The following is a 25,841-nucleotide window of genomic DNA, read 5'->3' as shown; positions in this document are numbered from 1 at the left end:
AGCAGAAAGGATTGCCAAGAATATGAATACAGTGATATTTGACGTAGGGAACGTATTGGTGGGTTATGACTGGGAGAGTTACCTCCGTAGTTTCCATTATTCGGAAGAAATTTACCAGCGGATTGCGGACGCGGTATTTCTGAATGAAGACTGGCTGGAGGGCGACATCGGGCGAATTTCTACGGAAGAGTGGCGGAATCTTTTTATCGAAAACGCACCGGACCTGGAATCACAGATTCGGGAGGTATTCGCAGGATTTGAGGGAACCATCGTGCCTTGGTCCATAACAGAAGGGTGGATTGCCTATTTCCGGAGCCTGGGATATAAGCTGTACTATTTATCCAATTATTCTCAGGAGCTTTACCAAAGATCCAAGGATAAGCTGAAATTCCTTGATACTTTTGACGGAGGGATCTTTTCCTATCAGGTCAAATGCATCAAGCCTGACGAAAGAATCTACCGGCTTCTTCTTACGCGTTATTCTATTTGTCCAAAAGACGCCGTCTTTTACGACGATCGTCCGGAAAATGTAGAGGCTGCCGTAAGGCTGGGAATCAAAGGCATCGTATTTCATCCGGATATCCCATTGCAGATGATGGGAAAATGATGTAAGATAGAAAAGTCTGAAAAAGATACAATAATGTAGTTTGGAGGATTACATAAGAAGATGATTAAGGTCGTAAAATTTGGCGGAAGTTCACTGGCAAGCGCAGAGCAGTTCAAGAAGGCTGCAAGAATTATAAGCAAGGAAGAATCCCGCAGGTACGTGGTTCCTTCTGCCCCTGGAAAACGGACGCCAAGTGATACCAAAGTAACGGATATGTTGTACAGGTGCTATAATCTCGCCACGATGGACGACGAGTATGAGGAAGAGTTCGAGGAACAGATGACGCTGATTCGGACGCGCTACGATGAGATTATAGCAGGGCTTGGCCTTTCCATTGACTTGAGCGGGGAATTTAAGACTATCCGCACAAAGTTCAGCCAGAAGGCGGGCAGAGACTATGCCGCGTCCAGAGGGGAGTACCTGAACGGAATTCTGATGGCAGAGTATCTGGGCTTCGCCTTCATCGATGCCGCAGAGGTTATCTGCTTCGATGAGGAAGGGAATTTTGACGGCGAACGGACGAACCACCTTCTGTCCCAGCGGCTTTCTGAGATTCCCCAAGCGGTGATACCCGGATTCTACGGGGCGATGCCGGACGGAAGTGTGAAGACATTTTCCAGGGGAGGCTCCGACATCACAGGTTCCATCGTGGCCAAAGCCGTCCATGCCGACATGTATGAGAACTGGACGGACGTATCCGGTTTCTTGATTGCAGACCCGGGCGTGGTCAAGAACCCCAAAGCCATCGACGTGATTACTTACCGGGAACTCAGGGAACTTTCCTATATGGGGGCCACCGTCCTCCATGAAGACGCCATTTTCCCGGTGCGCAAGGAAGGCATTCCCATTAATATCCGCAATACCAATTCGCCGGAGGATAAGGGGACGCTGATTGTGGAAGGAACCTGCCGGAAACCCAGGTTCGTCATTACCGGTATCGCAGGAAAGAAAGATTTCGCCTCAATCACCGTGGAGAAAGCCATGATGAACACAGAAGTAGGGTTCTGCAAAAAGGTTCTGGAGGTATTCGAGGAAAATGAGATTTCCATCGAGCATATGCCCTCCGGGATTGACACCATGACCATCTTCGTCCATCAGGATGAATTTGAAGAGAAGGAGCAGAAGGTGATTGCAGGAATCCACAGGAGGGTGGAGCCGGATCTTTTGGAGCTTGAGTCGGATCTTGCCTTGATTGCCGTTGTCGGCAGGGGCATGAAGGCCACCCGTGGGACTTCCGGAAGGATCTTTTCCGCCCTTGCCCACGCCAATGTCAATGTGAAGATGATTGACCAGGGTTCCAGTGAATTGAATATTATCATCGGCGTAAGGAATCATGATTTCAACGATGCAATCAATGCAATTTATGATATCTTCGTCAATACCATGATTTAGGAAGGAGCCTCCCATGAATATTTTGTTTTTCCTGAAGCCTAAGAGCGAACTGGCTTACATCTATGATTATCACACAGTCCGTCAGGCTTTGGAGATTATGGAGTACCATAAATATTCCTCTGTGCCGATTTTAAGCAAAGGCGGGACTTACGTCGGTTCCATCACGGAGGGCGACCTTCTATGGTCCTTAAAGCACTGGAATCTTCTGAATCTCAAGGAAGCGGAAGAAATCAGCGTAATGAAGGTAGATCGGCGGCTTGACTACCAATGCGTGACCGCAAAATCTAAGATGGAGGATTTGATTGGGCGGGCGATGGAGCAGAATTTTGTGCCGGTCGTTGACGATCAGGCGCATTTTATCGGAATCATTACACGGCGGGACATTATTGAATATTGTTATAACAGGATGAAAGGATGCGAGGCGAGCCATGATCATTGATTTCCATACACATATGTTCCCGGATAAGATTGCGAAGGGGACCCTTGATTTCCTTACGGGCATCTGTAAGGTGACGCCGTTTACGGACGGCACCTGTGCCGGGCTTTGCAAATCAACGGAAGAAGCGGGGATCAGCCTTTCCGTTGCGCTTCCGGCGGTCACGAAGGTTTCCCAAGTGGAGTCTGTGAACCGTTTTGCCGCAAAGTTCCAGGAAGGATCCGTATTTTCCTTTGGCGGAATCCATCCGGATTGTGAGAATTATAAGGAGATTTTAAGACAGGTGAAAGAACTCGGGATGAAAGGAATCAAGCTCCATCCGGATTATCAGGATGCATATTTCAATGATATCCGCTATAAAAGGCTGGTGGAATATGCGTCGGAACTAGGATTGATCGTCGTGGTCCATGCGGGTGTAGACCCCAAATCTCCCGAGGATGTCCACTGTACGCCCCAGATGGCCAGGGAACTGATTCAAGACGTGAAGCCGGCGAAGCTGGTGCTTGCCCATATGGGAGGGAATGAACTCTGGGACGAGGTGGAACGCGAACTTGTGGGCATGGATGTGTATTTCGATACCGGCGTCGTGCTGGGACGGATGTCAGAGGAACAGTTCGTCAGGATGGTGAAAGGCCACGGGGCGGATAAGATTCTCTTTGCCACGGATTCCCCCTGGGCAGGGCAGAAGGAGTCTGTGGATATTCTGTCGAAGATGCCCCTAAGCCCGGAGGAGAAAAAGCAGATATTCTCCGGAAATGCATGCCGTCTGTTGGAACTATAGAAAGAATGCCCATACTATTTATTGAAACGATTATTATTGGACATTTATGTAAATTTTGTGGTAAATATAATCACAATAGAGCTTGAATTCTGGATAAAAATGTGCTATACTTTACCAGTATGCCGCACAACGAGGTTTGTAAGTTCCAGATATAGATTCCCATACAGTGATTTGGGGAGCAAGGACACCGCAGTTGGCGAGTAATGATAATAGGAGGTGCCATATGTACGCGATTATAGCAACAGGTGGTAAGCAGTACAAAGTAGCCGAAGGCGATATCATTAAAGTGGAGAAGCTTGGTGTGGAAGCCGGAGAGACTTATACCTTTGACCAGGTGCTCGCAGTCAGTGACAACGGTCTGAAGATCGGGAACCCGACTGTAGCAGGGGCAACCGTAGAGGCTTCCGTAGTAGAGAATGGAAAAGCCAGGAAAGTCATTGTCTACAAGTATAAGAGAAAAACAGGATACCACAAAAAGAACGGTCACAGACAGCAGTATACTGCGGTAAAGATCGAGAAAATTCATGTTTAATATTGGAGAACATCCATGATTCATGTAACCATTTACCAGAATGAGAATAGAGAATGTGTTGGGTTTCGGACAGAGGGACATGCCGGATACAGCGAGGAAGGTTCTGATATCGTCTGCGCTGCGGCTTCCGTGCTGGTAATCAACACGATGAATGCAATCGAACGCTATGCACAGGATCCATGTTCGGTAATCAGCAATGATGAGGCGGGGCTGATCGCCTATTATCTGGTGAACGGCTATCCTTCCAAGGATGCTGATTTGCTGCTGAATACCATGATTCTCGGTCTGGAAAATATGGCGGATGATGCGAACTATGCAGAATATATTGATTTAACATTCGAGGAGGTGTGACAACTATGATGCAATTAAACCTTCAGTTTTTCGCTCACAAGAAAGGTGTCGGTTCTACCAAGAACGGAAGAGATTCCGAGTCTAAGAGACTTGGCGCTAAGAGAGCGGACGGACAGTTTGTGAAAGCAGGGAATATCCTTTACAGACAGCGTGGGACGAAGATTCATCCAGGCGTTAATGTAGGGCGCGGCGGCGACGATACGTTATTCGCACTTGTTGACGGCGTTGTTAGATTTGAGAGAAAAGGAAGAGATAAGAAACAGGTTTCTATCTATCCGGTAGCTTAAAGCAATTGTGATTCTTAGAAGAGTGTTGCAAAAATAACTGGTTTCAGTTAGAAGGCAGCGCTCTTTTTTGCATAGGAAAGGGGGAGTTTTTATGTTTGCAGACAGGGCGAAGATTTTAATACGGTCGGGAAAAGGCGGCGACGGGCATGTCAGTTTCCGCAGAGAATTGTATGTCCCCAACGGCGGACCGGACGGCGGCGACGGCGGACGGGGCGGCGACGTGATATTTGAGGTGGACGAAGGGTTAAATACCTTGCAAGACTACCGCCACAGAAGGAAATTTGCCGCAAAGGACGGCCTTCCCGGCGGCAAGCGGCGATGCCATGGCGCAGATGCGGATGACATCGTGTTGAAGGTGCCGGAAGGGACGGTCGTGAAGGAAGCGGAGTCTGGCAAGGTCATTGCGGACATGTCCGGGGACAACCGCCGCCAGATTATCCTGAAAGGCGGACGGGGCGGCCTTGGAAACCAGCATTATGCCACCGCGACCATGCAGGTTCCCAAATATGCCCAGCCCGGACAGCCCTCCCGTGAGCTATGGGTCACGCTTGAGCTGAAAGTGATTGCGGATGTGGGGCTGGTGGGATACCCGAATGTAGGCAAATCCACCTTTCTTTCCCGTGTCACCAACGCACAGCCCAAAATTGCCAACTATCATTTTACCACCTTGAACCCGAACCTTGGAGTCGTGGATCTTCCGGAGGGGCAGGGGTTTGTCATAGCCGATATCCCTGGTCTGATTGAAGGGGCGTCTCAGGGCGTTGGCCTGGGGCATGAGTTTTTGCGCCACATCGAGCGCACGAAGCTAATGATCCATGTAGTAGACGCCGCAGGGACGGAAGGCAGAGATCCGGTGGACGATATCTATAAAATTAATGGGGAATTAGAGGCATATAATCCTGAGATTGCCAGACGCCCTCAGGTCATCGCAGCAAATAAGATCGATGCGATTTATTCGGAAGGCGAAGATCCCATCGCCCGCTTAAAGGCAGAATTTGAACCTAAGGGCATCCGGGTCTTCCCAATCTCAGGCGTGACGGGAGAGGGCATTTCCGAGCTTCTGTTTGCCGTATCGAAAGAACTGCAGGGGATGGATTCTTCTCCCGTGATTTTTGAACAGGAGTATTTTCCGGAAGAAGAGTTAATCTATGAGAACCTTCCATACACGGTGGAGGTAGAGGACGGCGTCTATGTGGTGGAAGGCCCGAAGATAGAGAAGATGCTGGGGTACACGAACCTGGATTCGGAGAAGGGATTCGCCTTTTTCCAGAAGTTCTTAAAGGATGCGGGAATTCTCGGGGAACTGGAAGCGGCCGGTATCCAGGAAGGCGATACGGTGCGGATGTACGGCCTGCAATTTGATTATTATAAGTAATTTTCTTTGCATTTTACAGGCAAATGGATTACAATGAAAGGGAGATATAAAATGACAACAAAGCAGAGAGCCTACTTGAAGGGTCTTGCGATGACGATGGATTCGATTTTTCAAATCGGGAAGAACAGTATGACGCCGGAATTCACCAAGGCGATTGACGAAGCCCTGGCGGCGCGGGAGCTTATCAAGGTCAGTGTCCTGAAAAATTGCGGGGATGACCCAAAGGCATTGGCAGAGACGATTGCAGAGCGCACCCAAGCAGATGTGGTGCAGGTAATCGGCAAGAAAATAGTCCTTTACCGGGAAGGAAAGGACAAGAATAAGAAGATTGAACTTCCCAGATAACAGCAAAATTATACGCTGAGTTTTGGAACGGAGTTGGATAGACTATGAAGATCGGTATTATGGGCGGAACCTTTGATCCGATACACAACGGGCATTTGATGCTTGGGCGGGCTGCCTTAGAAGCATTTGAACTCGACAAGGTCTGGTTCATGCCCAACGGGAATCCGCCTCATAAAGACACATCCTCGATTGAGACAGATGTAAAAGACCGTGTGGAGATGGTAAGGCTTGCCATATCCTCCTGCCGGGAGTTCCGGCTTGAGCCCTATGAGGCGAAGCGGAAGGAAGTGTCCTATTCTTATAGTACAATGGAGTATTTCAAGGGAATCTACCCGGAGGATAATTTCTACTTTATCATCGGGGCAGATTCGCTGTTTATGATTGACCAGTGGGTACATCCAGAAAGGATTTTTCCGACGTGTACTGTGCTGGCGGCTTACCGGGACGAGATTAACACCAGACAGGCGATGGAAGAGAAGATCCGCAAGCTGAATGATACTTACGGCGCGCGGATCCGGCTTTTGGTGACGCCTTTAGTCCGGGTATCCTCCCATGAGCTGCGAAAGGATGTCCGGGAAGGGCGGAGCATTGCCAGCCATGTTCCTGCGGCTGTCAACGCCTATATTCTAGAGCATCATCTTTATGTAGGAGAGAACAGCATATGAACCATAAGATCACCAAGATTCGACGGAAATTGATGACGGAGCTTGACAAGGAGCGGTATGAGCATACCCTTGGGGTCATGTACACGGCGGCGGCTCTCGCTATGTGTTATGATGCGGATATTGAGAAGGCGCTGTTGGCGGGGCTTCTGCATGACTGTGCAAAATGCCTTCCGGGAGACACCAAGATAAAGCTGTGCAAGAAGTATCATTTGAGTGTCTCGGAGGTGGAAAGGAACAATCCCAGCCTTCTTCATGCGAAACTTGGCGCATTTCTTGCAGCTAAGAAGTATCATGTGAAGGATAAAGAGATTATGAATGCCATTACGAGCCATACCACAGGATGCCCCCATATGTCGCTTTTGGATAAAATTATCTATATTGCCGATTATATGGAGCCTGGGCGTAAGGAGCTTCCCAATATGGCAGAGGTACGGAAACTGGCATTTACCGATATTGACGCCTGTCTGTACCGGATTCTTGAGGATTCCCTGGCGTATTTGAATAGTAAGAACGTACCCGTTGACCCAATGACAGAGAAAACATATCTTTATTATAAAAGCAAGAGAGAAGGAGAGGAGGTGTAGTATGGAGCAGGTAAAAGAGATGGCGCGTATTGTTTACCGTGCGCTGGAAGATAAGAAAGGGGAGGATATCTGTATCATTGATATCTCCGGGATTTCCCCGTTGGCAGACTATTTTATTATCACAAATGGTTCTAACGACAGCCAGGTGAAGGCGTTGGTGGACAATGTGGAGGAGAAGATGCACGAGGCGGGACATTCGCAGATTCAGCGGGAAGGATTGCAGACCGGGAACTGGGTGCTTCTGGATTACGGCGATGTGGTCGTCCATGTTTTTGATAAGGAAAACCGGGATTTCTATCATCTGGAGCGGATCTGGCGTGATGGGAAACGCATTGAGAGTATTGAAGAATTATAGGGGAAATCGCTAAAAGACCCTTCATAGATGAGACAGTTTTTAGATATCTGTGTTGTCTATGAAGGGTTTTTTATACGCTGAACCTGACTTTCCCCGGGATTTAACCGCAGCATTCCCGGTACAGCACTTCCTGTATCAGCTTTGGCTGAATCTCAGGATACGTCCACTGGTCGGATCTGACAGGCAGATTATCCATCAGGAGAACTTCCGCCATCTCACTGTTCAGTTTCTTCCGGAAGGTCTTAATATCCGCAAAATACAGCATCCCAAACGTCTCTTTCCCGGACTGGTTCACCCGGTTTGACCCGGTCACAGAATATGCGCATACAGGCTCAATATGGAAATCTACGGCGCCGGTCTCCTCCGAGAGTTCACGCCTGGCAGTATCCAATATCTTCTCGCGTCTTTCCCGATGCCCGCCGGGACATTCCAATGTATCTCGATCCTTATGCCGGCAGAATACCCATTTTCCTTCCGATGTTGCCACAATCACTGCAAATTTAAGCAGCCGATCCTCGATTTGCTTGTAAAATCTGACTTTCATGAAACTTCCTCCAATGGTTCTATGTAAGATTATCTTTCGTTAAAAAGGCGGAAAACCCCGATTACTTTGCCAAGAATCTGCACGTCCGACACAATAATCGGCTCCATCGTGTCATTCTCAGGCTGGAGTCGGATATATCCGTCTTCCTTATAAAATGTCTTCACAGTAGCCCCGTCCTCAATCAAGGCGACCACCATGTCGCCGTCATGGGCAGTGGAGAGCTGCTCCACAAGCACCATATCGCCGCTTAGGATTCCTGCATTCACCATGCTTTCTCCCTTTACCCTGAGCATGAACGTCTGGTTGTTCGGCATATACTCCATAGGGATCGGAAAGTAGTTCTCCACGTTCTGTTCCGCCAGTATGGGTTCCCCGGCGGCAACACGCCCTATAATCGGTACATTCACCATCTCCCGGCGCATAAAATTAAATGAATCGTCCAGAATCTCAATCGCCCTTGGCTTGGTGGGGTCACGGCGGATATAACCGTTCTTCTCAAGAGTCTCCAGATGTGAATGAACCGAAGAGGTAGACTTGAGATGAACCGCCTCACAGATATCCCGGACTGCCGGCGGAAACCCCCGTTCTAATATCTGTGATTTGATATATTCTAATATTTCCTTCTGCTTCGGACTTATCTTACCTTGTCCCATATAAAACCTCCTTTTTGTCAAATTAATTCATTCACCACAACTTCTATATTCCGTGAACGAAGGAATTCTACTTATCAAATTCATAATTCTATTTTAACACAAGACACCGGAAATAGCAAACAGATGTTTAGAAAATATGTTCGGAAATATTTTCTTTTTAAAAAAGAGGAGTATATGCTGTTTCTTATATCTATACGACAAATACCGATTTTTCCAAAAGATGTAGACAAAAAGCAACATTCGTGTTATAATAACCCATATTATCACATATTTTGAAGGTTTGGGAGTTCCTTCAATCTATAGTGTATTTAATTAGTAAGGAGGTATTTTTCTATGGCAGAAACCAAGAATTATCATGAACAGACCCGCATTGACCAGACCATCCGTCTCCGCGAAGTCTTAAAATCCCTGCCGCCTTTTGCCAAGGATTATTTTCGAGCAATTGAGCCGAAATCCTCAGCAAAGACAAGAATCAATTATGCATACGATGTCCGGATCTTTTTTCATTTCCTGATGGAGAACAATCCTGTGTACAAGGATTACTCCATTGACCAATTCCGGGTGGACGATTTAGAAAAACTGGAACCTGTGGATATTGAGGAATACATGGAATATTTAAAGGTCTATGAGCGGGAAAATGAAATGATTACCAACGGTGAAAAAGGCCTTGCCCGCAAGATGTCCGCACTTCGTAGTTTCTATAGTTACTACTATAAACATCAGATAATCACGAAGAATCCTACATTACTGGTAGACATGCCCAAGCTGCACGATAAGGCGATTATCCGGTTGGATACGGACGAGGTCGCGTCGCTTCTGGATTTTGTGGAAAATTGCGGCAGCCAGTTATCCGGACAGGCCCTTACCTATTATAATAAGACGAAAGAACGTGATTTGGCGATTCTGACATTACTTTTGGGAACCGGTATCCGTGTATCGGAATGTGTGGGCCTGGACTTGAATGATGTGGACTTTAAGAATAATGGAATCACCGTGACCCGCAAGGGCGGCAACCAGATGACCGTTTATTTCGGCGATGAAGTCGCAGAAGCGCTTTCTAACTATATAGAAGGCAGCCGCAAATCGATTACTCCCATCTCCGGCCATGAGAATGCTTTGTTCCTATCCACCCAGAAGCGCCGCATGGGCATACAGGCGATTGAAAATATGGTGAAAAAGTACGCCCGTCAGGTGACGCCCAACAAGAAAATTACGCCCCATAAGCTGCGCAGCACCTATGGTACGACTTTATATAAGGAAACCGGAGATATTTACCTTGTGGCTGACGTATTGGGCCACAAAGACGTCAATACCACGAAGAAGCACTATGCGGCAATCGACGAAGACCGGCGCAGGCGCGCGGCATCGGCTGTAAAGCTGCGGGAATGCTGAACAAAAATGAAGAGATAAAAGAGATAAACAGGAAAGGATTTAGAATAACATGAAAATGCAGCAGCTCCTAAGCTATACGCGGAAGGCAGTCGATGAGTATACGATGATACAGGAAGGCGACCATATCGCAGTCGGCATTTCCGGCGGGAAGGACAGCCTGACACTGCTCTATGCCATGCATGGCTTGAAAAGATTCTACCCCAGGCCTTTCAAATTGTCGGCGGTCACGGTGGATTTAGGCTATTCAGAATGCGATTTTTCACCTGTGACAAGGCTTTGCAGGGAACTTGACGTGCCATACCAGATTGTCAAGACGGATATCGCCCGCATTCTGTTTGAGGAACGAAAGGAAAGCAATCCCTGTTCCCTGTGCGCCAAGATGCGCAAAGGCGCCCTGAATACGGCTGTAAAAGAGATGGGCTGTAATAAGGTCGCATATGCACACCACAAGGATGATATCATCGAGACGATGCTGCTCTCCATGCTCTTTGAGGGACGGTTCTATTCTTTCTCCCCGCGCAGTTATCTGGATCGCATGGAGCTGACCGTCATCCGCCCTATGATGTTTGTGGAAGAGGCGGATGTCATTGGATTCCGGAACAGGTATGATCTTCCTGTGGTAACGAGCCGGTGTCCCATCGACGGATTTACGAAACGTCAATACGCCAAGGAACTGGTGTCACAGTTGAACCACGAACATCCCGGGGCAAAACAGCGGATGTTCACGGCAATCCTGAACGGCAGGATTGACGGCTGGCCCGAACGTATCCTACAGAAAAAAAGTAAGTAAGAAAAAGTCACAAAAGGGGCGCCGCAAAATACCGCTTAGCAGCTATTTTGCGGCGCCCCCTGACGTCCGGGCACGCTACGCCCTCCTTATCTCCTGCTTATGCACTTGCCGGACAACATGAACTTACAGCTTCTTATCCCCGTCTTTCTCTTTCAGCTCCACCAGCATCTTAATAGCGTCAGCCGTCCCCTGAATCCCCAGCTTAGAACTATTCAGGCAGAAATCGTAGCTGTCGGCAGCTCCCCACTTTTTATTGCTGTAATAATTATAATAACTTGACCGCTTCTTATCTGTCTTTAAAATCAAATCCTTTGCCTTCGCATCCGTCAAATCATAGATACGTGCAATACGACGGATACGGACGTCCAAATCTGCATAGATGAACAGCCGGACAACATTCTCATACTCCTCCAGCGCATAATCTGCGCAGCGTCCCACCAGAATACACGGTCCTTCATCAGCAATCTTCTTAATCGCGTCGAACTGTGCCAGAAATACCTTGTGATTGATAGGCATATCTGTATAGCTTCCTGAGGTATACCCCAGAGAATAGGTATCCATAACCAGAGAATACAGGAAACTATTAGTCGGCTTCTCGTCATGGGTCTCAAAAAGTTCCTGACAGCTCCCGCTTTCCTTGGCGGCGCGGTCAAGCATCTCTTTGTCATACAGCTTAATGCCAAGCTCATCGGCAACCTTATAGCCAATCTCCCTCCCTGCACTGCCATATTGTCTTCCTATTGTGATAATTGTATTTGTTTTTGCCATACGAATCACGCTCCTATAAATTGATGGTTCTATTATATAACAATTTGACGGAATTGTATATTATTTTCTAAAAATTTATTTTTTCAAGACTGCCGCCCCTGAAACGCTCTAATAATTCCTTCATATATTCCGGCAGAGGCGCATCCACTTCCAGATATTCCCCGGTTTCCGGATGAATCAGCCCCAGCGTCTTTGCATGCAAAGTCTGGCCGGTAAGCCCGGGAATCGGGCATTTCCGAGGCCCATAGACAGCATCCCCAAGCAGCGGATGGCCGATACTGGCCATGTGGACGCGAATCTGATGTGTACGCCCAGTTTCCAGCTCGCACTGGATAAAGGTGAATGCCCCGAACCTCTCCAAAACCTTATAGTGGGTCACGGCACGCTTTCCATTCTTTGCATGGACGCTCATCCGTTTTCGTTCCGTCGGATGCCTGCCAATCGGTGCATCCACAGTCCCTGAATCTGCTTTCAGGTTCCCGTGAACTACCGCCACATAGATTCTCCGTATGGAATGCTCCTTCAACTGCTCTGCAAGGCTTTGGTGCGCCTTATCATTCTTACACACCACAAGGGAGCCTGTCGTATCCATATCGATTCTGTGGACGATTCCCGGACGCAACATTCCATTGATTCCGGATAACTCCTGCCTGCAGTGATACATCAGGGCATTGACCAGAGTGCCGCTTAAATGGCCTGGAGCCGGATGTACCACCATCTGCTTAGGCTTATTGACAATAATAATGTCCGAGTCCTCGTACAAGATATTGAGGGGAATCTCCTCCGCTTCGATCTCAGGCTCCCTGGCATCCGGCACCGTAATCTCAAGGCGGTCTCCAATCAGGAGCCTGTAACTTGCTTTCACAGGCTCCCCATTCACCACAACATTCTCGGTTTTTATGAGTTTCTGCACATAGGACCTGGAACGGTCAGGCATTGCTTCAGCGAGATAACGGTCAATCCGCTCCCCCTCCTGGCTCTCTACGATGAACAATTCTTTCAAGGTCTTCCTCCTTATAGTAGAAACAGACGAGTACTGCCAACAAAAATGTAGACACCGTCACATAGATATCCGCCACATTAAAAATCGGGAAATCAATCAGTTTAAAATACAAAAAATCCACCACGTAATTCAACACAATCCGGTCTACACAATTCCCCCATGCGCCCGCCATAATAAAGACAGCACAGACGCAAAGAGGCACAAAGCGTCTCTCCATTGGAACTTTCAAAAAGAACCAGATAAATGCGATACTGATCAGGAATACACTCACGAAAAAGAAAATCATCTGATTCTGGAACAGCCCGAACGCAGCCCCCCTGTTCTCTAAATATTCCAACTGGAATACCCCGTCCCAGATAATGAACGGCGTATTCCCTTTCAAATTCTCCAAGACCAGATGTTTCGTGAACTGATCTAGAAAGACCAGCACGGAAACCGCCGTAACGGCGGCAAGGTAGTATATCTTCCTGTCTGCTTTCTTTTCCTTCACAGTAGTATTTGTTTCTGCCATATTACCCCCTATCCGGCACAATCTGCCATGCCATCCATACGGCACAGGAAATGACGCCGCCCCTCTCAAAAGTATTTTAAATATATTTTCGTACAGCGGTAAGATACCGCCCCTTTTTCGTCTCTTTCATTATCCCGTCATAAACAATACGCCCCATCTTCCGGACTGAGATGATATCCCCTTCCTTCAGGCGGTATCCGTTGCTTGTCACCAGTTTCCCGTTGACGAACACCTTCCCTCCCTCAATATAATCTGTAATCTTGCTCCTGGACAGAGGAAACGCAAGGGAAAGTACCGTATCTAACCGAATAGACGCAACGGTACCTTTGATTTCTTCATACTTTGGCTCATAATCATCCGGGAGATCCTGGCTTACGCTGACTATGACCGAAGTATGCCGGATTCTTGTCAGATGTTCCCTCACATAGTCCGCCAGCTCCTCCCTGACGAATAACAATGCATGATTGCCGTCCACCATAATATCCCCCAGTTTGCACCGTTCAATACCAAGGTTCATCACTGCACCCAGATAATCCCGATGGGTCAGTTCTTCACAGAACTTCTGGTTTTGCGGCCCAATCCTAAGAATCCGTATGGGATACTGCAAGGCATCCTTACACTGCCTAGCCGAATCCCCGCCAAATCCATCCCAATCCGGGAACGCATAAAGAGCATCAGGTAGAAAAGCAACCATCTGACGCTCTGATAGACCATACCCTCCGTAAGTCACATACTGAGATTGGAATTGATGCTTAGGCGTGGTATGCAGGATATTCAATTCGTTGAGATTGAGAAAATCACTGAACGTTACAATCCCGCGGATGTACGCCGTCCGTGAAAGCTCAATCAGCCTCTTTTGTAATAATGTCTCTTCTTTGTTCATGATTCATAAACCTAAACCTGTATCCTAGAATCTGGAACGCATGGAAGAAGCGTCGAAAGAAGTATTCAGAAGATCCTGTAAATCCCCTGATATATCGACGTTCGTAGGCGTTACCAGGAATATGTAATTCGATATCTTCTGTAGATTGCCGCTGATTGCAAAAGCAGCGCCCGAAGTAAAGTCGATAATACGCTGGGCAATCTCCAGATCCAGCCCTTCCAGATTCAAAATTACCGTACGCCCGCTTAACAGAGTCTCCGTAATCTCCCTTGCATCCTCTACAGAATTCGGCTTGATAACACAGACCTCCATACTGACGCCGCTATTCCTTCTGGACGCCGGCTGGCGCATCGGAGTTACTTTGTTATTGTTACTGCTTGGGCGAGACTGTCTGGACGTCCGTGCCGGAGGCTCATAATCATAATCGTCCTCCTCAGTGTCATAGGACTCTTCTCTTCCACGTCGGAAAAAGCCACCCCTTTTTGGCTTCTCCTCGTAATCGTCCTCATAATCGTCGTCAAAGAACTCGTCGTCCTCATAATCGTCGTCGTCACTCAGCCTCATAATATCTAAAAATTTATCTAATACTCCCATATGATAAATGCTCCTATCTTCCGTTACTAGACTCTTGCATAATCGCGTGTACCAAAGATTCCGGTTCCCACCCGGACCATGGTTGCGCCCTCTTCTACGGCAACGGAGTAATCATTCGTCATCCCCATAGACAGAACCCGCATAGTAATATTATCAACGTTTTTCTCCTTAATGTCAACAGATAATTTCCTTAACCTTTCAAAAATCACTCGATTGTCCTCCGAATTTTCGACAAACGGAGCGATTGTCATGAGTCCCTGAACCCTGATATGCGGGAATTTTGCCACTTCTTCTACGAATCCTGGAAGTTCTTCGCAAGACACGCCAAATTTGCTCTCCTCCCCCGCAACATTTACCTCAATCAGGACATTTACCGTAATCGAATGCTTTGCCGCCTCCTTCTCAATCGTCTCGGCAAGACGGATGGAATCTACGGAGTGGATCATATCCACTTTATCGATGATATATTTTACCTTATTCCGCTGTAAATGCCCAATCATATGCCAATGGATGTCTTTTGGCAGCTCCTCATACTTATCCGCAAGTTCCTGCACCTTATTCTCGCCGAATACACGGACGCCAAGGTCATAAGCCTTCCTTAGCTCGCTGACAGGCTTTGTCTTGCTCACGGCAACCAGCGTCACCTCCTTCCGTGAACGATTGGCCCGTACACACGCCGCCTGAATCTCATTTTCCACAAACGCAAGGTTTTCTTTCAGCATTTTTATCCGCCCCTTTCCAAATCCCCTTTGCTAAAACACCACATCATTTTCATCCACATCGGAGCCGTCCAAAGCGATATGGTCATAATTGGAAAGCCCATAATCGCTTCCCGACTCCACGATATAATAATCGTCGCTCTCACACAGGATATTCACCTGCTTGAACACGGCATAGCCCTTGTTGATATTGTACACTCCTTTGATACTCTCTGTTCGGTTCAGGACGCAAGTATCTGACGAATCCGGCTTCACTAGAATCGTGTCCCCGTCAAATGCATCCGTACCCAGATATGCCATTCCTGTCTCTTCGTCCCGGTCATAGATATTGACGCTTCTGAACTTAGGGGAACCGTCCTCTGTCTTCACAAGGACTCCCGTTTCCTTGCTGTTCCCACCCTGAGTCAGGTACTCTTCCGAAATCAGGTAAAATTTCTTGTCCGTAACTGCGGATTTTGGAATTTTAAGCCCGGACTCATCTTCCAAAATCAGCTCTAAATCCAGATAACGCTCCTTCGCATAGCGAATCATAGAACTGTCCATTGTCAATACGCCAAGATGCAGGTTCCCGGACTCCTGGACGGACAGCTCTGCCACCGCCGTCTCCTGGTCCTTAGAAAAACGGACGCGTACCAGCTCGATTTCCCGCATCTCATCCACCACTTCATCTGGCAGTAAGATCACTACTGTCCAGTTATCGTCTTTAATCAGTTTATAGACAGGATTCCCTGCCTTCACCTCCATATTATTCTTCAAGTCCGTCTTCTCGTAATTTTCTTTCGAAAACGTTGCCTCGGATATGTCGCTTAAAGAAGCCGTCTCGTATCCGTCCGTAGAATAGGCGATGATTCCGTCTGACGCAGCCTGATAGATATGGATACCGCTGTTCTCCTGCCCTGCCATTGCGTTAAGCTGCGCCTGACGGTTCTGGTTCGACCTGCTCTCAAGCACCGTCGTTACCGTATCCTTCAGGCTATAGACTTCACTGAAACGCTCGTCCTGAAAACCTTCGGAAAAAGCCTGCATCCGAACCAGCATCGCCGCCTGTTCCTCCGACGATAATTTTTTTGATTCCTCGGAAACAGCGTCAGAAAAATCAAGTTCCTGTTCGGACAAGGTATATACCCGGGTCTTGACCCCCACCTTGCTGCCTTCTAAGGCAAAATAGTTGACATAACCGTCGGCTTCTGCCTGCACCACCACTTCGTTGCGCAGGACAAACCCCGTATACGCATTATCCCTGAGGATAGAACCCTCCCGCACTTCATAGGCAGACACGTGGGTCCCCGTCAGATAAAGCAGGATTGTGACCACCAGATAGATGAAGATAATTCCAAAAATGGCAAGCCCAATATTCATATGTTTTTTGTTACGGTAAGCCTGTATATGGGCCAATTTTTTCTCCGCCAAATGTCAAGCCTCCTATCTGTTCGCTTCCTCCAAAGCCCCAAGGGCGGCTCCGTCCAGATAATGGAATTTCCTTCCCTGGAAGCTGCCTGTCCCTCTCATGTATTCCAATAGTTCATCCCTTAACTTCCACCAGCTTATCCCCCAGTTACAAAAAACGGCGTCCTTTTCAGGAACACGACTGAAAAGCCGCTCCACGGCGATCTCGGGGTTCAGATAGTCCAAAAACGCCGCGGCCCGTTTAAGATACGCTTCCTTCGTGCAGATGGAAACCTCCCCCTTTTCGTAAGCCTCGCAAAGGGACGTCCCTTTTGCGATATACAGGGAATGAGCCTTTACAATCTGTACCCGCAATGCAGACAAGAACTTTGCCGTCTCGACGGCATCGAAAAGTGTATCTCCCGGAAGGTTGAGGATTACATGGGCGCAGATGTCAAAATCATACGAACGTACGGCAAGCACGGCGTCAATAAATTCCGCCAGCGTATGCCCCCTGCCCATCTGCATCAATGTATGGTAATTACTGGTCTGAAGGCCAAGCTCAATCGTAATGTGGATTCCATAACGTTTCCGGATGCCCGCCAGGATTTCCAGATATTCTACAGAGATACAGTCCGGACGGGTCGAAACCGCAAGCTCCACAATATCCGGGAACTTCGCCGCCTCTTCCATATAATTGCGAAACCGGGGCAAAGGCAAGAACGTATTCGTATAGTTCTGAAAATATGCAATGAACCTGTGGGCATGATACTTCTCTTCAATGCGCTGCCGCATCTTTAGTAGCTGTTCTCTGACCGGAACCGAGGACTCCATCGCCTCAAACCCGGCGCCAAGCTCCGAGCAGAATGCACATCCTCTTCCCGTAAGCCGGTTCGGGCATCCCACCGGGAGATTCACCGAAAGCTTGTAGACTTTCTCCCCATATCTATGTTTTAAATATTCCGAATAAGGGTAATACGGCAATTTCCCATCCATTTGCCGAAAACCTCCCTCTCCTATGTATAATTCATTTTTACCCAAGACATACTAAGTTCAGCAAGACAAAAAGGAGGAACTAAGTATGAAATGGTCTGACAATACAACATTGACAATCGTAATCATAGGCGCAATCAACTGGCTCTTAGTGGGAATCTTCCGCTTCGACCTGGTAGCCTTTCTCTTTGGGAACCTGTCCTGGCTCTCCCGCATTATCTACACACTGGTAGGCTTATGCGGATTGTACCTCATCAGCATGTACGGAAGAATCCGTTCTTCCGCCGATTAGGTACGGCAAATTGCCGTTAATGAAGAGAGAGGGGTATCCAACGGATGCCCCTTTCCATTCTTCTATTCATTTGCAGAGATTCCATTAATCAAGGCAGTCATATCCTGATAAAGCAGTTCTTTCGTGTCCGCTCCCATCACAATGGAGATATAGGGACTGCCGTCAGCGGTTTCATTGAGCAGAATCAGGCAATTTCCCGCCTGATCCGTCGTTCCAGTCTTGCCGCCTACAATCGTAGCACCCACAGGAAGCTCGGCACGCCCTGACGCATAGAAATTGGTCTGGGCCCAGTCTGCCTGGCGCACCTGCCCGTCTGCACCTGTAATCTGTGCCGTATATTGCTTCGTATTAATAATATCAACAAATTCCTGATGTTTTATACATTCATTAAAAATCAGGTACAAATCATACGCAGTCGTGTAATGATTCTCATCGTGCAGTCCGTTGGAATTGACAAAATGAGTGTTCGTCGCCATCAGCCGCTGTGCTTCCTCATTCATCATCTGTGAAAAGGCGTCCGCACTTCCGGCTATGTGTACGGCGATTGCCACTGCCGTGTCATTACCCGATTCCATCATCAGGCCGTGCAGAAGATCCGAAAGGGTAAGCGTATCTCCTGCCTTTATGCCGCACGTCTTCTCATCCCATGCAAAATTGGATACATCAGCCTCTTGGGGCACCGTCACAACGGCAGATAAATCCCCCTTCTGAATGGCCACCAGGGCAGTCATGATCTTTGTGGTACTTGCCGGATACAAACGTTCATGGAGCCTGCAGGCGATGTCAACATTCTTGTCGTTCACATCGAACAGTCCTGCAGAATGAAGCGTAGAGGCGTCCAATATTCCATCCGGCAGGATATCCGCCGTGGCTGTACAGAGGGATTCCGCAAACAACGAGCCTCTGTAAATCTCTCTATTGTAGTTCTCTTCCTCATAGGCAGCCGCCACTTCCTCCGGTTTTTCGCATCCGGTCGCCAGTACCGCGCAGACGGCGGCAGCCACAATCAGACGATAAATCTTACCTGTACATCTCACGCCAATCAAGATCTCCTCTGTCAATCGCTAAAATAATCAGTTCCGCAGTGGCAAGATTACTTGCCATAGGAATATTATACATGTCGCAAAGCTGAATCACGTCGTTCACGTCTGGCTCATGGGGCTTAGGATTCGATGGTTCCCTAAGGAAAATCAGCGCGTCGATATCGTTCTGGGCAATCTGCGCCCCAAGCTGCTGCTTTCCGCCCAAAGGCCCGGCAAGGTATTTGTGTACGTTCAGGTTCGTGACTTCTTCGATCAGACGCCCGGTAGTCCCGGTCGCATACAGGTTGTGCTTGCTTAAAATCCCTCTATAAGCAATACAAAAATTCTGCATCAAAGTCTTCTTTGAATCATGAGCGATCAGTCCTATATTCATCTTCTTCACTCCTTATTGATATTTTTTCGGCTGTAACCCGACGTTTAAGACAAATCCGACTCCCATGTACAGGCTCACCAGCGATGTAAGCCCATAACTGACGAAGGGAAGCGGGACGCCCGTATTCGGAAGGATCTGCGTGGCAACTCCGATATTGATAAAACTCTGGATGCCAATCAGCCCGCCAAATCCGCAGCATACAATCTTACCCGTCAGGTTCTGCGATCGCGTCCCTATTAGAATACATTGTATCACAATCAATAACAATAAAGCAATAACTATACAGCTTCCTATGAAACCAAGTTCTTCGCCTATGATGGCAAAGATGAAGTCTGTCTGAGGCTCTGCAATGAAATTCCCGTTCTTTACGGAAGTGGTGGTATTGTTGTTAAGCCCTTTCCCCGTAAGCTGCCCAGAACCAATCGCCATGACCGCGTTGCGCTGCTGGTACGCCGTGTCGTTGGCATATTTCTCCGGCTCAATAAAGGCAAGGATACGCTGCTGCTGGTAGTCCTTCAGAAGCTTCTGGTCCGGCTGTACCACAATGCTTAAAAAAATCAACGCCGTAGGCACCAGAATCAGAAAAATCGTTCCGATGATACGGTATCGCAATCCCCCGACAAAAATCAGAAGGCAGAGGACCAACGCCGTACAGATCGTGGTGGACAAATTCGGCTCCACGACAATCAACACCAACGGAATTGCGCAGAGTACCGCATACTTGACAAGGGTAAACTTATCACTGATATCCTCCGCATGCTCCATAATGAACTTGGAAAAAAACAAAATCAACAGTATCTTGGCAAGCTCAGACGGCTGGAACGTGGTAAACCCTAAGTCAATCCATCTTCTCGCTCCGTTTACCTTTTCTCCGAAAGGGATAACAGCGGCAAGGATTGCCACGGCAAACAAATAAAGCAGCCAGTAAAAATCACAGACCCACACATAATCAATGAGGGACACGCCAAGCATCACACAGAATCCGAAAGCGACGCCGAAAATCTGTCTCGGCTGATAGACTGCTTTCGCACTCCCCACTGCCATGATCCCGATGACTGACAGCGCCAATACAAGAATCACTAAGCTGAATTTATAATCTCTTAAATGGTACGGTTTTGTAAATCTAGGTAATCTCACACTTCTTCTCCTGCAAATGTAATAACGACCTGCGTCCGGTTAATATTTACCTGAAAATCATCTTCTGTAAGCTCCATATACTTAGAGAGGGAGGTAAAAAGCTCCCGGCAGATATTGTCATAGGCATCCGGGCTACAGTGTACCCGATCGGAAATGACTAATGCCTTCACCCGGTCCCTGGCAATGGAAACCGAAGATTTCCTCAACATATCCCATCCCCCTATTCTTTCTTAAAGAGACCAGATAGTTTCGCAAAGAACCCGGTGTTGCTCGTAAGCTCCAGGAAAGGAACATCCATGCCCATAATGCGTTTACAGATATTCATGTATGCTGTGCCTGCTTTTGAGTCCATACCAATGACAGGCTCTCCCTGGTTCGTGCCAATCACCACCTGTTCGTCGTCCGGCAATGCACCGATAAGCGGAACAGACAGTATCTCTGTCACATCGTCCACCGTCATCATATCCCCCCGCTTCACCATGTCCACGCGGATACGATTGATAATGAGCTCCATCTTTTTTAGTTTTTGGCTCTCCAAAAGACCTATGATACGGTCTGCGTCACGGATTGCCGATACCTCTGGGGTTGTCACGATGATGGCGCGGTCCGCGCCTGCAATGGCGTTCATAAATCCCTGCTCGATTCCTGCCGGACAGTCCAGAAGTATGTAGTCGAACTCCTCTTTCAGCTCAGACGTTAGTTTCTTCATCTGCCCGGGGGAAATCGCCGTCTTATCCTTCGTCTGCGCAGACGGCAGAAGGTAAAGGTTCTCATATCGCTTATCCCGGATCAATGCCTGCTTTAAGCGGCAGGTTCCCTCGATGACGTCCACCAGATTGTAGACGATGAGGTTCTCAAGTCCCATGACCACATCCAGGTTACGAAGCCCCAGATCTGTGTCAATGACAACCACCTTCTTATCATGTTTCGATAACCCCGCTCCCAGATTCGCTGTTGTCGTCGTCTTGCCGACGCCGCCTTTTCCCGATGTAATTACAATAACTTCGCCCATGAATAACTTCCTCCTATAACTGGTTTGACTTCAATATCTCCGATGCGCAGCTTCTTAGGCTCCATATGGAGCGCCGCGATTACTGCGTCATAATTGCCGGAGGCGCCTGCAATCACCGTCCCGTAAATGGTTCCCGTGACCACAACGTTTTGCTTGGACGCAACGACTGCGCCCTGTTCAATATCACCGACAATTACAATGCTCGTCTCAGATTCCAAAATCTGTTTTCCTCTTAACGTACCTCTATAGAACCGGCCGTCTCTTTCATGGATCGTTTCCAGGCTTTCATCCAACATTCTTCTGTGGATTTCTTCCGTATCTGTGTCTTTCTCAATAATACATAATATCTGTATCTTGGCGGCATCCTGAATGACCTCTGCCATCAGCTGCTCCTCTTCTTTTGTGAAAGTACGGCCCTCGAATTCTACCGCCATGTCCGCATGACCGAAAAAATGTGCGGAAGACTGGAATTTCTTTTGAACCTCTGAAAGCAACTCCTCATAGGGCATATCCGAATCAAAATAAATCGTGATCCCGTATCGGTTGCTTTTAATGAGCACCGGATCTTTCACATAAACTCATCCTTTCCCTTAATCTCCTCCTGTCGTTCCAACTTTCACTTGGGCTGCTTTTCCGGTGATTAATTCATTCTCCGGAGTTATCTGATAATAGTATTCCATCACATCGCTTCCAATATCACAGGCATAATTGGAGCTGTAGCCATTAGCGATACGGACGGCAAATGCCACCTCCGGACTGTCGCTGGGCGCGAACCCTACAAAAAGCCCGTGGTCCGGATGTGTCTTACTCTGCTGTGCTGTACCTGACTTTCCAGACAGTTTTACATCACTTGCATTTATTTTTGAAAATAAATCACCATGGGAGGTAACCATGTTGCGCATTCCGGTATGGACGGCGGACCAGTAAGAATCCGGCACGTCGGAGATTGTATTATACACCTCCGGCTCATACTCTTTTATCACATCACCATCCACAGAAGTGACTTTATTTAGCAGGCTCAGATTATATACCGTGCCTTTATTGGCAATGGCCGTGACATACCGTGCAAGCTGGCTGACGGTATAGTTGTTCGTCCCCTGCCCGATAGCAGACGGCACGGAGGAATCATCGGAAATCTGCGGCTCAGACTCCGGGATCTCCAGTCCTGACGTCTCGCCTAACCCAAACTGGGTCGCATACTTCTTCAGATTCTCCAGTCCCAGATTACTGGAGTAGTATACTCCGGTGGCCGTGCCTTCCCGGTTATCCGAGTCAATCTGTGAGATACCGTTATCCTGAAGACTCATACGGTATCCCACCTCGTAGTAGTAACAGTTACAAGAATGCTGCAGCGCTCCTGCCACATTCAGCCCTCCGTGGGCGCTTGGGTAAATCCAGCAAGTCGGGTTCGGTTCTACTTTCTCATAGATTCCGCTGCAAGGCAGGTAGGTATTTACATTGATAACTCCTTCCATCAGACCGGCAATGGACACCAGGGGTTTATAAGTAGAACCGGGGGCCGTCTTCTCCTGGGTCGCATTATTATAGAATGGCCTTGCCTGGTCTGTCACCAATTTCTGGTAATAATTGGAATCCATTGCATTAGCAAGACGGTTATTGTCATATCCTGGATAGGACACACAGGCAAGTACCTTTCCGCTGTTGGTGTCCGTGACTACAATAGAACCGGTACAGGGTTCCAGCGCAAGCTGTCCCGGCGTAATCTCCAGCGTCTCAATCTTGCCTCGGACAAAATCATAGGCAGAGATGCCGCCGGAGTTCAATCCGTTATACTGCGTCTCATCAAATTCGAGGACTCCCTGTTCATAAAGCATCAGGCAGATTTGCCGCCCCGTCACAGCGCCCGCCTTCACCATATACCGGTAAATCAGTTTATTGAAACTGTTATCTGCATGGATATCCTCTAAAATATAATGAATCATTCCCTGATAAAGTTCATTGGAATCGGTATATTCTCCTTCTGTGGCTGCATATTCTTTTAACAGGGAGGTATCTACCCAGTTCTGAGAAATTGCATAGGTCAGATACGTATAGATATTGATACTCTCATCATCCCTCCATGCCTTATAGGTGGCGTCGTTGGTATCAATGGCTTCCGAGCGGATAACGCCGCCGCCAGTCAGAAGATCCGAGACGATATAAGTCAGGTATGCCTGCGTCTCTTTCGGGAAATCCCGATATGCCCTTGCCCCCGGGTCTGTCAGGATTGCAGAGATATCCTGTATCACACTCTCCTTCCTTGCGGAAAATGCAGCAAAGACCTCCTTCTCGGTGGCCCCTGCCTCTTCAGCCCCGAAGTGGTTCATATCCAGAATCTCGTTGTTGATGAACGTGTTGTACACATCCCCAATCGGGATGATGACGTCGCTACCGTCCTTTACCTGGGTACGGTCATAATCTAACGCATTCTGGATTCTTGAAAGCAGGATGCCTGCAAGTTCCTGCTCGATGATATGGTACGCCGCCTTCTGTAAATTGGCGTCAATAGACAGATATACGTCGTTCCCCGCCTTGGGGTTTTTCTGATTGATTGTCTCGATTACCTTGCCCACACTATTGACGTAAAGCTTAATCTCGCCTTTCTTTCCTTGAAGCTCGGAATCCATGGTCTTCTCAAGCCCGGACTTCCCGATGGTGTCCGTCTTGGAATACTCTTCTTTTTGTTCCTTGCTAAGCGCGTCGTATTCCTCCTGGGAAATCTGACCGATATATCCGATAATATTTGCAAAACAATAGCTGTCCTCATACCGCCGCATGGACTCCTCTTCAATATTGACTCCCTGAAGGCTGTCCAGATTCTCCATGACCACGGCGACCGTCTCATCGCTTACGTCCTCCGCAATGGTGGTAGCGATGAATTTCTGGTAACTGTTCAGAGAAATTGCGTAGCGGATATTCACCAATTTCAGAACTTCCTGCCGTTCCATGGCAGACTGGTCGATTCCGTACCCGTTCACCTCATCGGTACACAGGTAGTTAATGAGCGCCTCTGCCGAGATATTCTTCTGCTTTTCGGAAAGCTCGTCAATGGTCCGCTTCCCGTATACGTCTGCAACGAACCTGAGCCGCTGTGTCTCATTCTGTGCGACATACATATAATTGTTATTGTTGTCCAGAATAATCCCGAAATTATTGATTACCGTGTCCCCGTTGGATTCCACCATTCGGATTACACTGGATACGACTCTGTTCAGTTCTTTGTTCTTATGTTCCCGGTCATCATATTCCCCGTTGTCCTCAATGGTAACTGCATATGCCAGTTCATTATATGCCAGGAGATACCCATTGCGGTCATAGATATTGCCGCGGGTACCCTGTACCTCCTTGGTCTTCTGGATCTGAAGCTTGTAATCGTCCAGATATTCCTGCCCCTTCACGATTTGAAGGTAGAATACCCGCTGCACCAGTATTGCGGACATGACACAGAATAACAGGATAATCACGACCACCCGGGATTGAGCGATTTCTTTAAATCCGGCTTTAAACCGTTCCCATAAACTATACAAATTTGCTTGCACTCCTTTGTTCTTCTTCTTCCAGTTTCTTATTGATGTGTAATATGATTTGATAAAGCGCCAGCGTCACCAGAATGGTATACACCAGTTCTGGCAGGATAATCTCCATCAGATGGGACCAAAAAGCAAAATCCCCCTGCAACATATATAAAAAAGCGTACGTAAGCAACCCGTACAGGAAATCACTCACGCCAATCAATACGATTGGAAGCTTGATGTCATCATCATAGAACATGCGCTCGAAAGAACCGTTCACATACCCGATGACCGAATATAACAGCATATTGAATCCCAGCGCGCCGCCCCAGAATAAGTCCACCAGAAGCCCGGAGGTAAATCCTACGGACAGGCCGGCCTTCTTTCCCCGCATGAATCCGAAAGAAGACGTCGCCACAATCAGCATGTTGGGCTTGATCGTCGCAAACGCCAGATATTGGAACACGGTACTTTGGAGCAGGAAACAGGCAAGTATCACGGCAAATGTTATGAGCTTTCTCTTCAT

General features: G+C 47.9%; 33 protein-coding genes. 15 read left to right on the top strand and 18 right to left on the bottom strand.

The annotated features are described in order from the left end of the window. Positions 1-22: 22 nt before the first annotated feature. The 12 genes from AC6I3O_RS12890 (at position 23) to rsfS (ending at position 7,710) form a co-directional block, all read left to right on the top strand. Positions 23-607 carry an HAD family hydrolase gene (locus AC6I3O_RS12890; RefSeq protein WP_497851235.1) on the top strand — a complete coding sequence of 195 codons (585 nt, stop codon included), beginning with the start codon at positions 23-25 and terminating at the stop codon, positions 605-607. Between the two features lie 60 nt (positions 608-667). After that, positions 668-1,999 (top strand): aspartate kinase, encoded by a 1,332-nt coding sequence (locus AC6I3O_RS12885; protein ID WP_497851234.1) that lies wholly within the window; start codon positions 668-670, stop codon positions 1,997-1,999. Between the two features lie 13 nt (positions 2,000-2,012). Further along, on the top strand, positions 2,013-2,438 hold the full coding sequence (locus AC6I3O_RS12880) for a CBS domain-containing protein (protein ID WP_497851233.1): 426 nt from the start codon (positions 2,013-2,015) through the stop codon (positions 2,436-2,438). Then, on the top strand, positions 2,428-3,216 hold the full coding sequence (locus tag AC6I3O_RS12875) for an amidohydrolase family protein (protein WP_497851232.1): 789 nt from the start codon (positions 2,428-2,430) through the stop codon (positions 3,214-3,216). The genes AC6I3O_RS12880 and AC6I3O_RS12875 overlap by 11 nt, the downstream gene beginning before the upstream one ends. Before the next feature lie 223 nt (positions 3,217-3,439). Continuing rightward, complete coding sequence (rplU, locus tag AC6I3O_RS12870) at positions 3,440-3,748, top strand: 50S ribosomal protein L21 (protein WP_497851231.1); 309 nt, start codon at positions 3,440-3,442, stop codon at positions 3,746-3,748. Between the two features lie 15 nt (positions 3,749-3,763). Continuing rightward, on the top strand, positions 3,764-4,099 hold the full coding sequence (locus AC6I3O_RS12865) for a ribosomal-processing cysteine protease Prp (RefSeq protein WP_497851230.1): 336 nt from the start codon (positions 3,764-3,766) through the stop codon (positions 4,097-4,099). 5 nt (positions 4,100-4,104) lie between these two features. Further along, positions 4,105-4,386, top strand: a complete 282-nt coding sequence (gene rpmA / locus AC6I3O_RS12860) for a 50S ribosomal protein L27 (protein WP_159751269.1) — start codon at positions 4,105-4,107, stop codon at positions 4,384-4,386. A gap of 91 nt (positions 4,387-4,477) precedes the next feature. Next, complete coding sequence (gene obgE / locus AC6I3O_RS12855; RefSeq protein ID WP_497851229.1) at positions 4,478-5,761, top strand: GTPase ObgE; 1,284 nt, start codon at positions 4,478-4,480, stop codon at positions 5,759-5,761. Positions 5,762-5,812: 51 nt separating this feature from the next. Continuing rightward, entirely contained in the window at positions 5,813-6,106 is a 294-nt protein-coding gene (yhbY, locus tag AC6I3O_RS12850; RefSeq protein WP_497851228.1) for a ribosome assembly RNA-binding protein YhbY, read from the top strand. A 44-nt stretch (positions 6,107-6,150) separates the two neighbouring features. Beyond that, the gene (gene nadD / locus AC6I3O_RS12845) at positions 6,151-6,771 is read left to right on the top strand and encodes a nicotinate-nucleotide adenylyltransferase (RefSeq protein WP_497851227.1); all 621 of its coding nucleotides are present in this window, start codon (positions 6,151-6,153) and stop codon (positions 6,769-6,771) included. Beyond that, a complete protein-coding gene (gene yqeK, locus AC6I3O_RS12840) occupies positions 6,768-7,355 on the top strand; it encodes a bis(5'-nucleosyl)-tetraphosphatase (symmetrical) YqeK (protein ID WP_497851226.1) in 588 nt (195 codons plus the stop codon). Before nadD ends, yqeK begins: the two co-directional genes overlap by 4 nt. A 1-nt stretch (position 7,356) precedes the next feature. Then, complete coding sequence (rsfS, locus tag AC6I3O_RS12835) at positions 7,357-7,710, top strand: ribosome silencing factor (RefSeq protein WP_497851225.1); 354 nt, start codon at positions 7,357-7,359, stop codon at positions 7,708-7,710. Positions 7,711-7,810: 100 nt separating this feature from the next. On the opposite strand, the gene AC6I3O_RS12830 is transcribed toward rsfS, so the two are convergent. Further along, complete coding sequence (locus AC6I3O_RS12830) at positions 7,811-8,254, bottom strand: NUDIX hydrolase (RefSeq protein WP_497851224.1); 444 nt, start codon at positions 8,252-8,254, stop codon at positions 7,811-7,813. Between the two features lie 29 nt (positions 8,255-8,283). Next, positions 8,284-8,907, bottom strand: a complete 624-nt coding sequence (gene lexA, locus AC6I3O_RS12825; protein ID WP_497851223.1) for a transcriptional repressor LexA — start codon at positions 8,905-8,907, stop codon at positions 8,284-8,286. 333 nt (positions 8,908-9,240) lie between these two features. On the opposite strand from lexA, the gene AC6I3O_RS12820 reads away from it, so the two are divergent. After that, positions 9,241-10,299: a tyrosine-type recombinase/integrase gene (locus AC6I3O_RS12820; protein ID WP_497851222.1), complete on the top strand. Its 1,059-nt coding sequence runs from the start codon at positions 9,241-9,243 to the stop codon at positions 10,297-10,299. Positions 10,300-10,348: 49 nt separating this feature from the next. Next, complete coding sequence (locus AC6I3O_RS12815) at positions 10,349-11,089, top strand: tRNA 2-thiocytidine biosynthesis TtcA family protein (protein ID WP_497851221.1); 741 nt, start codon at positions 10,349-10,351, stop codon at positions 11,087-11,089. A 123-nt stretch (positions 11,090-11,212) separates the two neighbouring features. Here the strand turns inward: AC6I3O_RS12815 and AC6I3O_RS12810 are convergent, their stop codons facing one another. From AC6I3O_RS12810 to mnmL, 8 genes are all read right to left on the bottom strand, one after another. Beyond that, a complete protein-coding gene (locus AC6I3O_RS12810; protein ID WP_497851220.1) occupies positions 11,213-11,857 on the bottom strand; it encodes a cytidylate kinase-like family protein in 645 nt (214 codons plus the stop codon). Between the two features lie 67 nt (positions 11,858-11,924). Next, entirely contained in the window at positions 11,925-12,860 is a 936-nt protein-coding gene (locus AC6I3O_RS12805) for an RluA family pseudouridine synthase (protein WP_497851219.1), read from the bottom strand. Next, entirely contained in the window at positions 12,814-13,371 is a 558-nt protein-coding gene (gene lspA / locus AC6I3O_RS12800; protein ID WP_497851218.1) for a signal peptidase II, read from the bottom strand. Before lspA ends, AC6I3O_RS12805 begins: the two co-directional genes overlap by 47 nt. Before the next feature lie 76 nt (positions 13,372-13,447). Continuing rightward, a complete protein-coding gene (locus AC6I3O_RS12795; protein ID WP_497851217.1) occupies positions 13,448-14,254 on the bottom strand; it encodes a YlmH family RNA-binding protein in 807 nt (268 codons plus the stop codon). A gap of 24 nt (positions 14,255-14,278) precedes the next feature. After that, positions 14,279-14,848 (bottom strand): cell division protein SepF, encoded by a 570-nt coding sequence (locus tag AC6I3O_RS12790; RefSeq protein ID WP_497851216.1) that lies wholly within the window; start codon positions 14,846-14,848, stop codon positions 14,279-14,281. A 26-nt stretch (positions 14,849-14,874) separates the two neighbouring features. Next, positions 14,875-15,570, bottom strand: a complete 696-nt coding sequence (locus AC6I3O_RS12785; protein WP_497851215.1) for a YggS family pyridoxal phosphate-dependent enzyme — start codon at positions 15,568-15,570, stop codon at positions 14,875-14,877. 30 nt (positions 15,571-15,600) lie between these two features. Further along, complete coding sequence (locus tag AC6I3O_RS12780) at positions 15,601-16,977, bottom strand: biotin/lipoyl attachment domain-containing protein (RefSeq protein WP_497851214.1); 1,377 nt, start codon at positions 16,975-16,977, stop codon at positions 15,601-15,603. A gap of 12 nt (positions 16,978-16,989) precedes the next feature. Further along, complete coding sequence (mnmL, locus tag AC6I3O_RS12775; protein ID WP_497851213.1) at positions 16,990-17,949, bottom strand: tRNA modification radical SAM protein MnmL/YtqA; 960 nt, start codon at positions 17,947-17,949, stop codon at positions 16,990-16,992. Between the two features lie 85 nt (positions 17,950-18,034). Between mnmL and AC6I3O_RS12770 the strand changes: the two genes are divergently transcribed. Continuing rightward, the gene (locus tag AC6I3O_RS12770) at positions 18,035-18,238 is read left to right on the top strand and encodes a DUF378 domain-containing protein (RefSeq protein ID WP_497851212.1); all 204 of its coding nucleotides are present in this window, start codon (positions 18,035-18,037) and stop codon (positions 18,236-18,238) included. A gap of 62 nt (positions 18,239-18,300) precedes the next feature. Here the strand turns inward: AC6I3O_RS12770 and AC6I3O_RS12765 are convergent, their stop codons facing one another. The 8 genes from AC6I3O_RS12765 to mreD are packed head-to-tail and all read right to left on the bottom strand — an operon-like array spanning position 18,301 to position 25,841. Further along, positions 18,301-19,275, bottom strand: coding sequence for a D-alanyl-D-alanine carboxypeptidase family protein (locus AC6I3O_RS12765; RefSeq protein ID WP_497851211.1), 975 nt, complete (start codon positions 19,273-19,275; stop codon positions 18,301-18,303). Further along, positions 19,259-19,654, bottom strand: a complete 396-nt coding sequence (gene mgsA / locus AC6I3O_RS12760) for a methylglyoxal synthase (protein WP_159751249.1) — start codon at positions 19,652-19,654, stop codon at positions 19,259-19,261. The genes AC6I3O_RS12765 and mgsA overlap by 17 nt, the downstream gene beginning before the upstream one ends. A gap of 12 nt (positions 19,655-19,666) precedes the next feature. Further along, positions 19,667-20,791 carry an FtsW/RodA/SpoVE family cell cycle protein gene (locus AC6I3O_RS12755; RefSeq protein ID WP_497851210.1) on the bottom strand — a complete coding sequence of 375 codons (1,125 nt, stop codon included), beginning with the start codon at positions 20,789-20,791 and terminating at the stop codon, positions 19,667-19,669. Next, complete coding sequence (locus AC6I3O_RS12750) at positions 20,788-21,000, bottom strand: cell division topological specificity factor MinE (protein ID WP_497851209.1); 213 nt, start codon at positions 20,998-21,000, stop codon at positions 20,788-20,790. The genes AC6I3O_RS12755 and AC6I3O_RS12750 overlap by 4 nt, the downstream gene beginning before the upstream one ends. An 11-nt stretch (positions 21,001-21,011) precedes the next feature. Beyond that, positions 21,012-21,803: a septum site-determining protein MinD gene (gene minD, locus AC6I3O_RS12745; protein ID WP_497851208.1), complete on the bottom strand. Its 792-nt coding sequence runs from the start codon at positions 21,801-21,803 to the stop codon at positions 21,012-21,014. Next, positions 21,785-22,375 carry a septum site-determining protein MinC gene (locus AC6I3O_RS12740; protein ID WP_497851207.1) on the bottom strand — a complete coding sequence of 197 codons (591 nt, stop codon included), beginning with the start codon at positions 22,373-22,375 and terminating at the stop codon, positions 21,785-21,787. Before AC6I3O_RS12740 ends, minD begins: the two co-directional genes overlap by 19 nt. A gap of 18 nt (positions 22,376-22,393) precedes the next feature. Continuing rightward, on the bottom strand, positions 22,394-25,330 hold the full coding sequence (locus AC6I3O_RS12735) for a penicillin-binding transpeptidase domain-containing protein (protein ID WP_497851206.1): 2,937 nt from the start codon (positions 25,328-25,330) through the stop codon (positions 22,394-22,396). Next, positions 25,323-25,841: a rod shape-determining protein MreD gene (mreD, locus tag AC6I3O_RS12730; RefSeq protein WP_497851205.1), complete on the bottom strand. Its 519-nt coding sequence runs from the start codon at positions 25,839-25,841 to the stop codon at positions 25,323-25,325. The genes AC6I3O_RS12735 and mreD overlap by 8 nt, the downstream gene beginning before the upstream one ends.

The organism is Sporofaciens sp. St.21A7 (assembly GCF_059728535.1).
This window is presented reverse-complemented; position numbering and strand designations above follow the sequence as displayed.

Coding starts and splice junctions, on each gene's coding strand:
- AC6I3O_RS12890 (WP_497851235.1), top strand. CDS start 23: ATGAATACAGTGATATTTGACGTAGGGAACGTATTGGTGGGTTATGAC.
- AC6I3O_RS12885 (WP_497851234.1), top strand. CDS start 668: ATGATTAAGGTCGTAAAATTTGGCGGAAGTTCACTGGCAAGCGCAGAG.
- AC6I3O_RS12880 (WP_497851233.1), top strand. CDS start 2,013: ATGAATATTTTGTTTTTCCTGAAGCCTAAGAGCGAACTGGCTTACATC.
- AC6I3O_RS12875 (WP_497851232.1), top strand. CDS start 2,428: ATGATCATTGATTTCCATACACATATGTTCCCGGATAAGATTGCGAAG.
- rplU (WP_497851231.1), top strand. CDS start 3,440: ATGTACGCGATTATAGCAACAGGTGGTAAGCAGTACAAAGTAGCCGAA.
- AC6I3O_RS12865 (WP_497851230.1), top strand. CDS start 3,764: ATGATTCATGTAACCATTTACCAGAATGAGAATAGAGAATGTGTTGGG.
- rpmA (WP_159751269.1), top strand. CDS start 4,105: ATGATGCAATTAAACCTTCAGTTTTTCGCTCACAAGAAAGGTGTCGGT.
- obgE (WP_497851229.1), top strand. CDS start 4,478: ATGTTTGCAGACAGGGCGAAGATTTTAATACGGTCGGGAAAAGGCGGC.
- yhbY (WP_497851228.1), top strand. CDS start 5,813: ATGACAACAAAGCAGAGAGCCTACTTGAAGGGTCTTGCGATGACGATG.
- nadD (WP_497851227.1), top strand. CDS start 6,151: ATGAAGATCGGTATTATGGGCGGAACCTTTGATCCGATACACAACGGG.
- yqeK (WP_497851226.1), top strand. CDS start 6,768: ATGAACCATAAGATCACCAAGATTCGACGGAAATTGATGACGGAGCTT.
- rsfS (WP_497851225.1), top strand. CDS start 7,357: ATGGAGCAGGTAAAAGAGATGGCGCGTATTGTTTACCGTGCGCTGGAA.
- AC6I3O_RS12830 (WP_497851224.1), bottom strand. CDS start 8,254: ATGAAAGTCAGATTTTACAAGCAAATCGAGGATCGGCTGCTTAAATTT.
- lexA (WP_497851223.1), bottom strand. CDS start 8,907: ATGGGACAAGGTAAGATAAGTCCGAAGCAGAAGGAAATATTAGAATAT.
- AC6I3O_RS12820 (WP_497851222.1), top strand. CDS start 9,241: ATGGCAGAAACCAAGAATTATCATGAACAGACCCGCATTGACCAGACC.
- AC6I3O_RS12815 (WP_497851221.1), top strand. CDS start 10,349: ATGAAAATGCAGCAGCTCCTAAGCTATACGCGGAAGGCAGTCGATGAG.
- AC6I3O_RS12810 (WP_497851220.1), bottom strand. CDS start 11,857: ATGGCAAAAACAAATACAATTATCACAATAGGAAGACAATATGGCAGT.
- lspA (WP_497851218.1), bottom strand. CDS start 13,371: ATGGCAGAAACAAATACTACTGTGAAGGAAAAGAAAGCAGACAGGAAG.
- AC6I3O_RS12795 (WP_497851217.1), bottom strand. CDS start 14,254: ATGAACAAAGAAGAGACATTATTACAAAAGAGGCTGATTGAGCTTTCA.
- AC6I3O_RS12790 (WP_497851216.1), bottom strand. CDS start 14,848: ATGGGAGTATTAGATAAATTTTTAGATATTATGAGGCTGAGTGACGAC.
- AC6I3O_RS12785 (WP_497851215.1), bottom strand. CDS start 15,570: ATGCTGAAAGAAAACCTTGCGTTTGTGGAAAATGAGATTCAGGCGGCG.
- mnmL (WP_497851213.1), bottom strand. CDS start 17,949: ATGGATGGGAAATTGCCGTATTACCCTTATTCGGAATATTTAAAACAT.
- AC6I3O_RS12770 (WP_497851212.1), top strand. CDS start 18,035: ATGAAATGGTCTGACAATACAACATTGACAATCGTAATCATAGGCGCA.
- mgsA (WP_159751249.1), bottom strand. CDS start 19,654: ATGAATATAGGACTGATCGCTCATGATTCAAAGAAGACTTTGATGCAG.
- AC6I3O_RS12750 (WP_497851209.1), bottom strand. CDS start 21,000: ATGTTGAGGAAATCTTCGGTTTCCATTGCCAGGGACCGGGTGAAGGCA.
- minD (WP_497851208.1), bottom strand. CDS start 21,803: ATGGGCGAAGTTATTGTAATTACATCGGGAAAAGGCGGCGTCGGCAAG.
- mreD (WP_497851205.1), bottom strand. CDS start 25,841: ATGAAGAGAAAGCTCATAACATTTGCCGTGATACTTGCCTGTTTCCTG.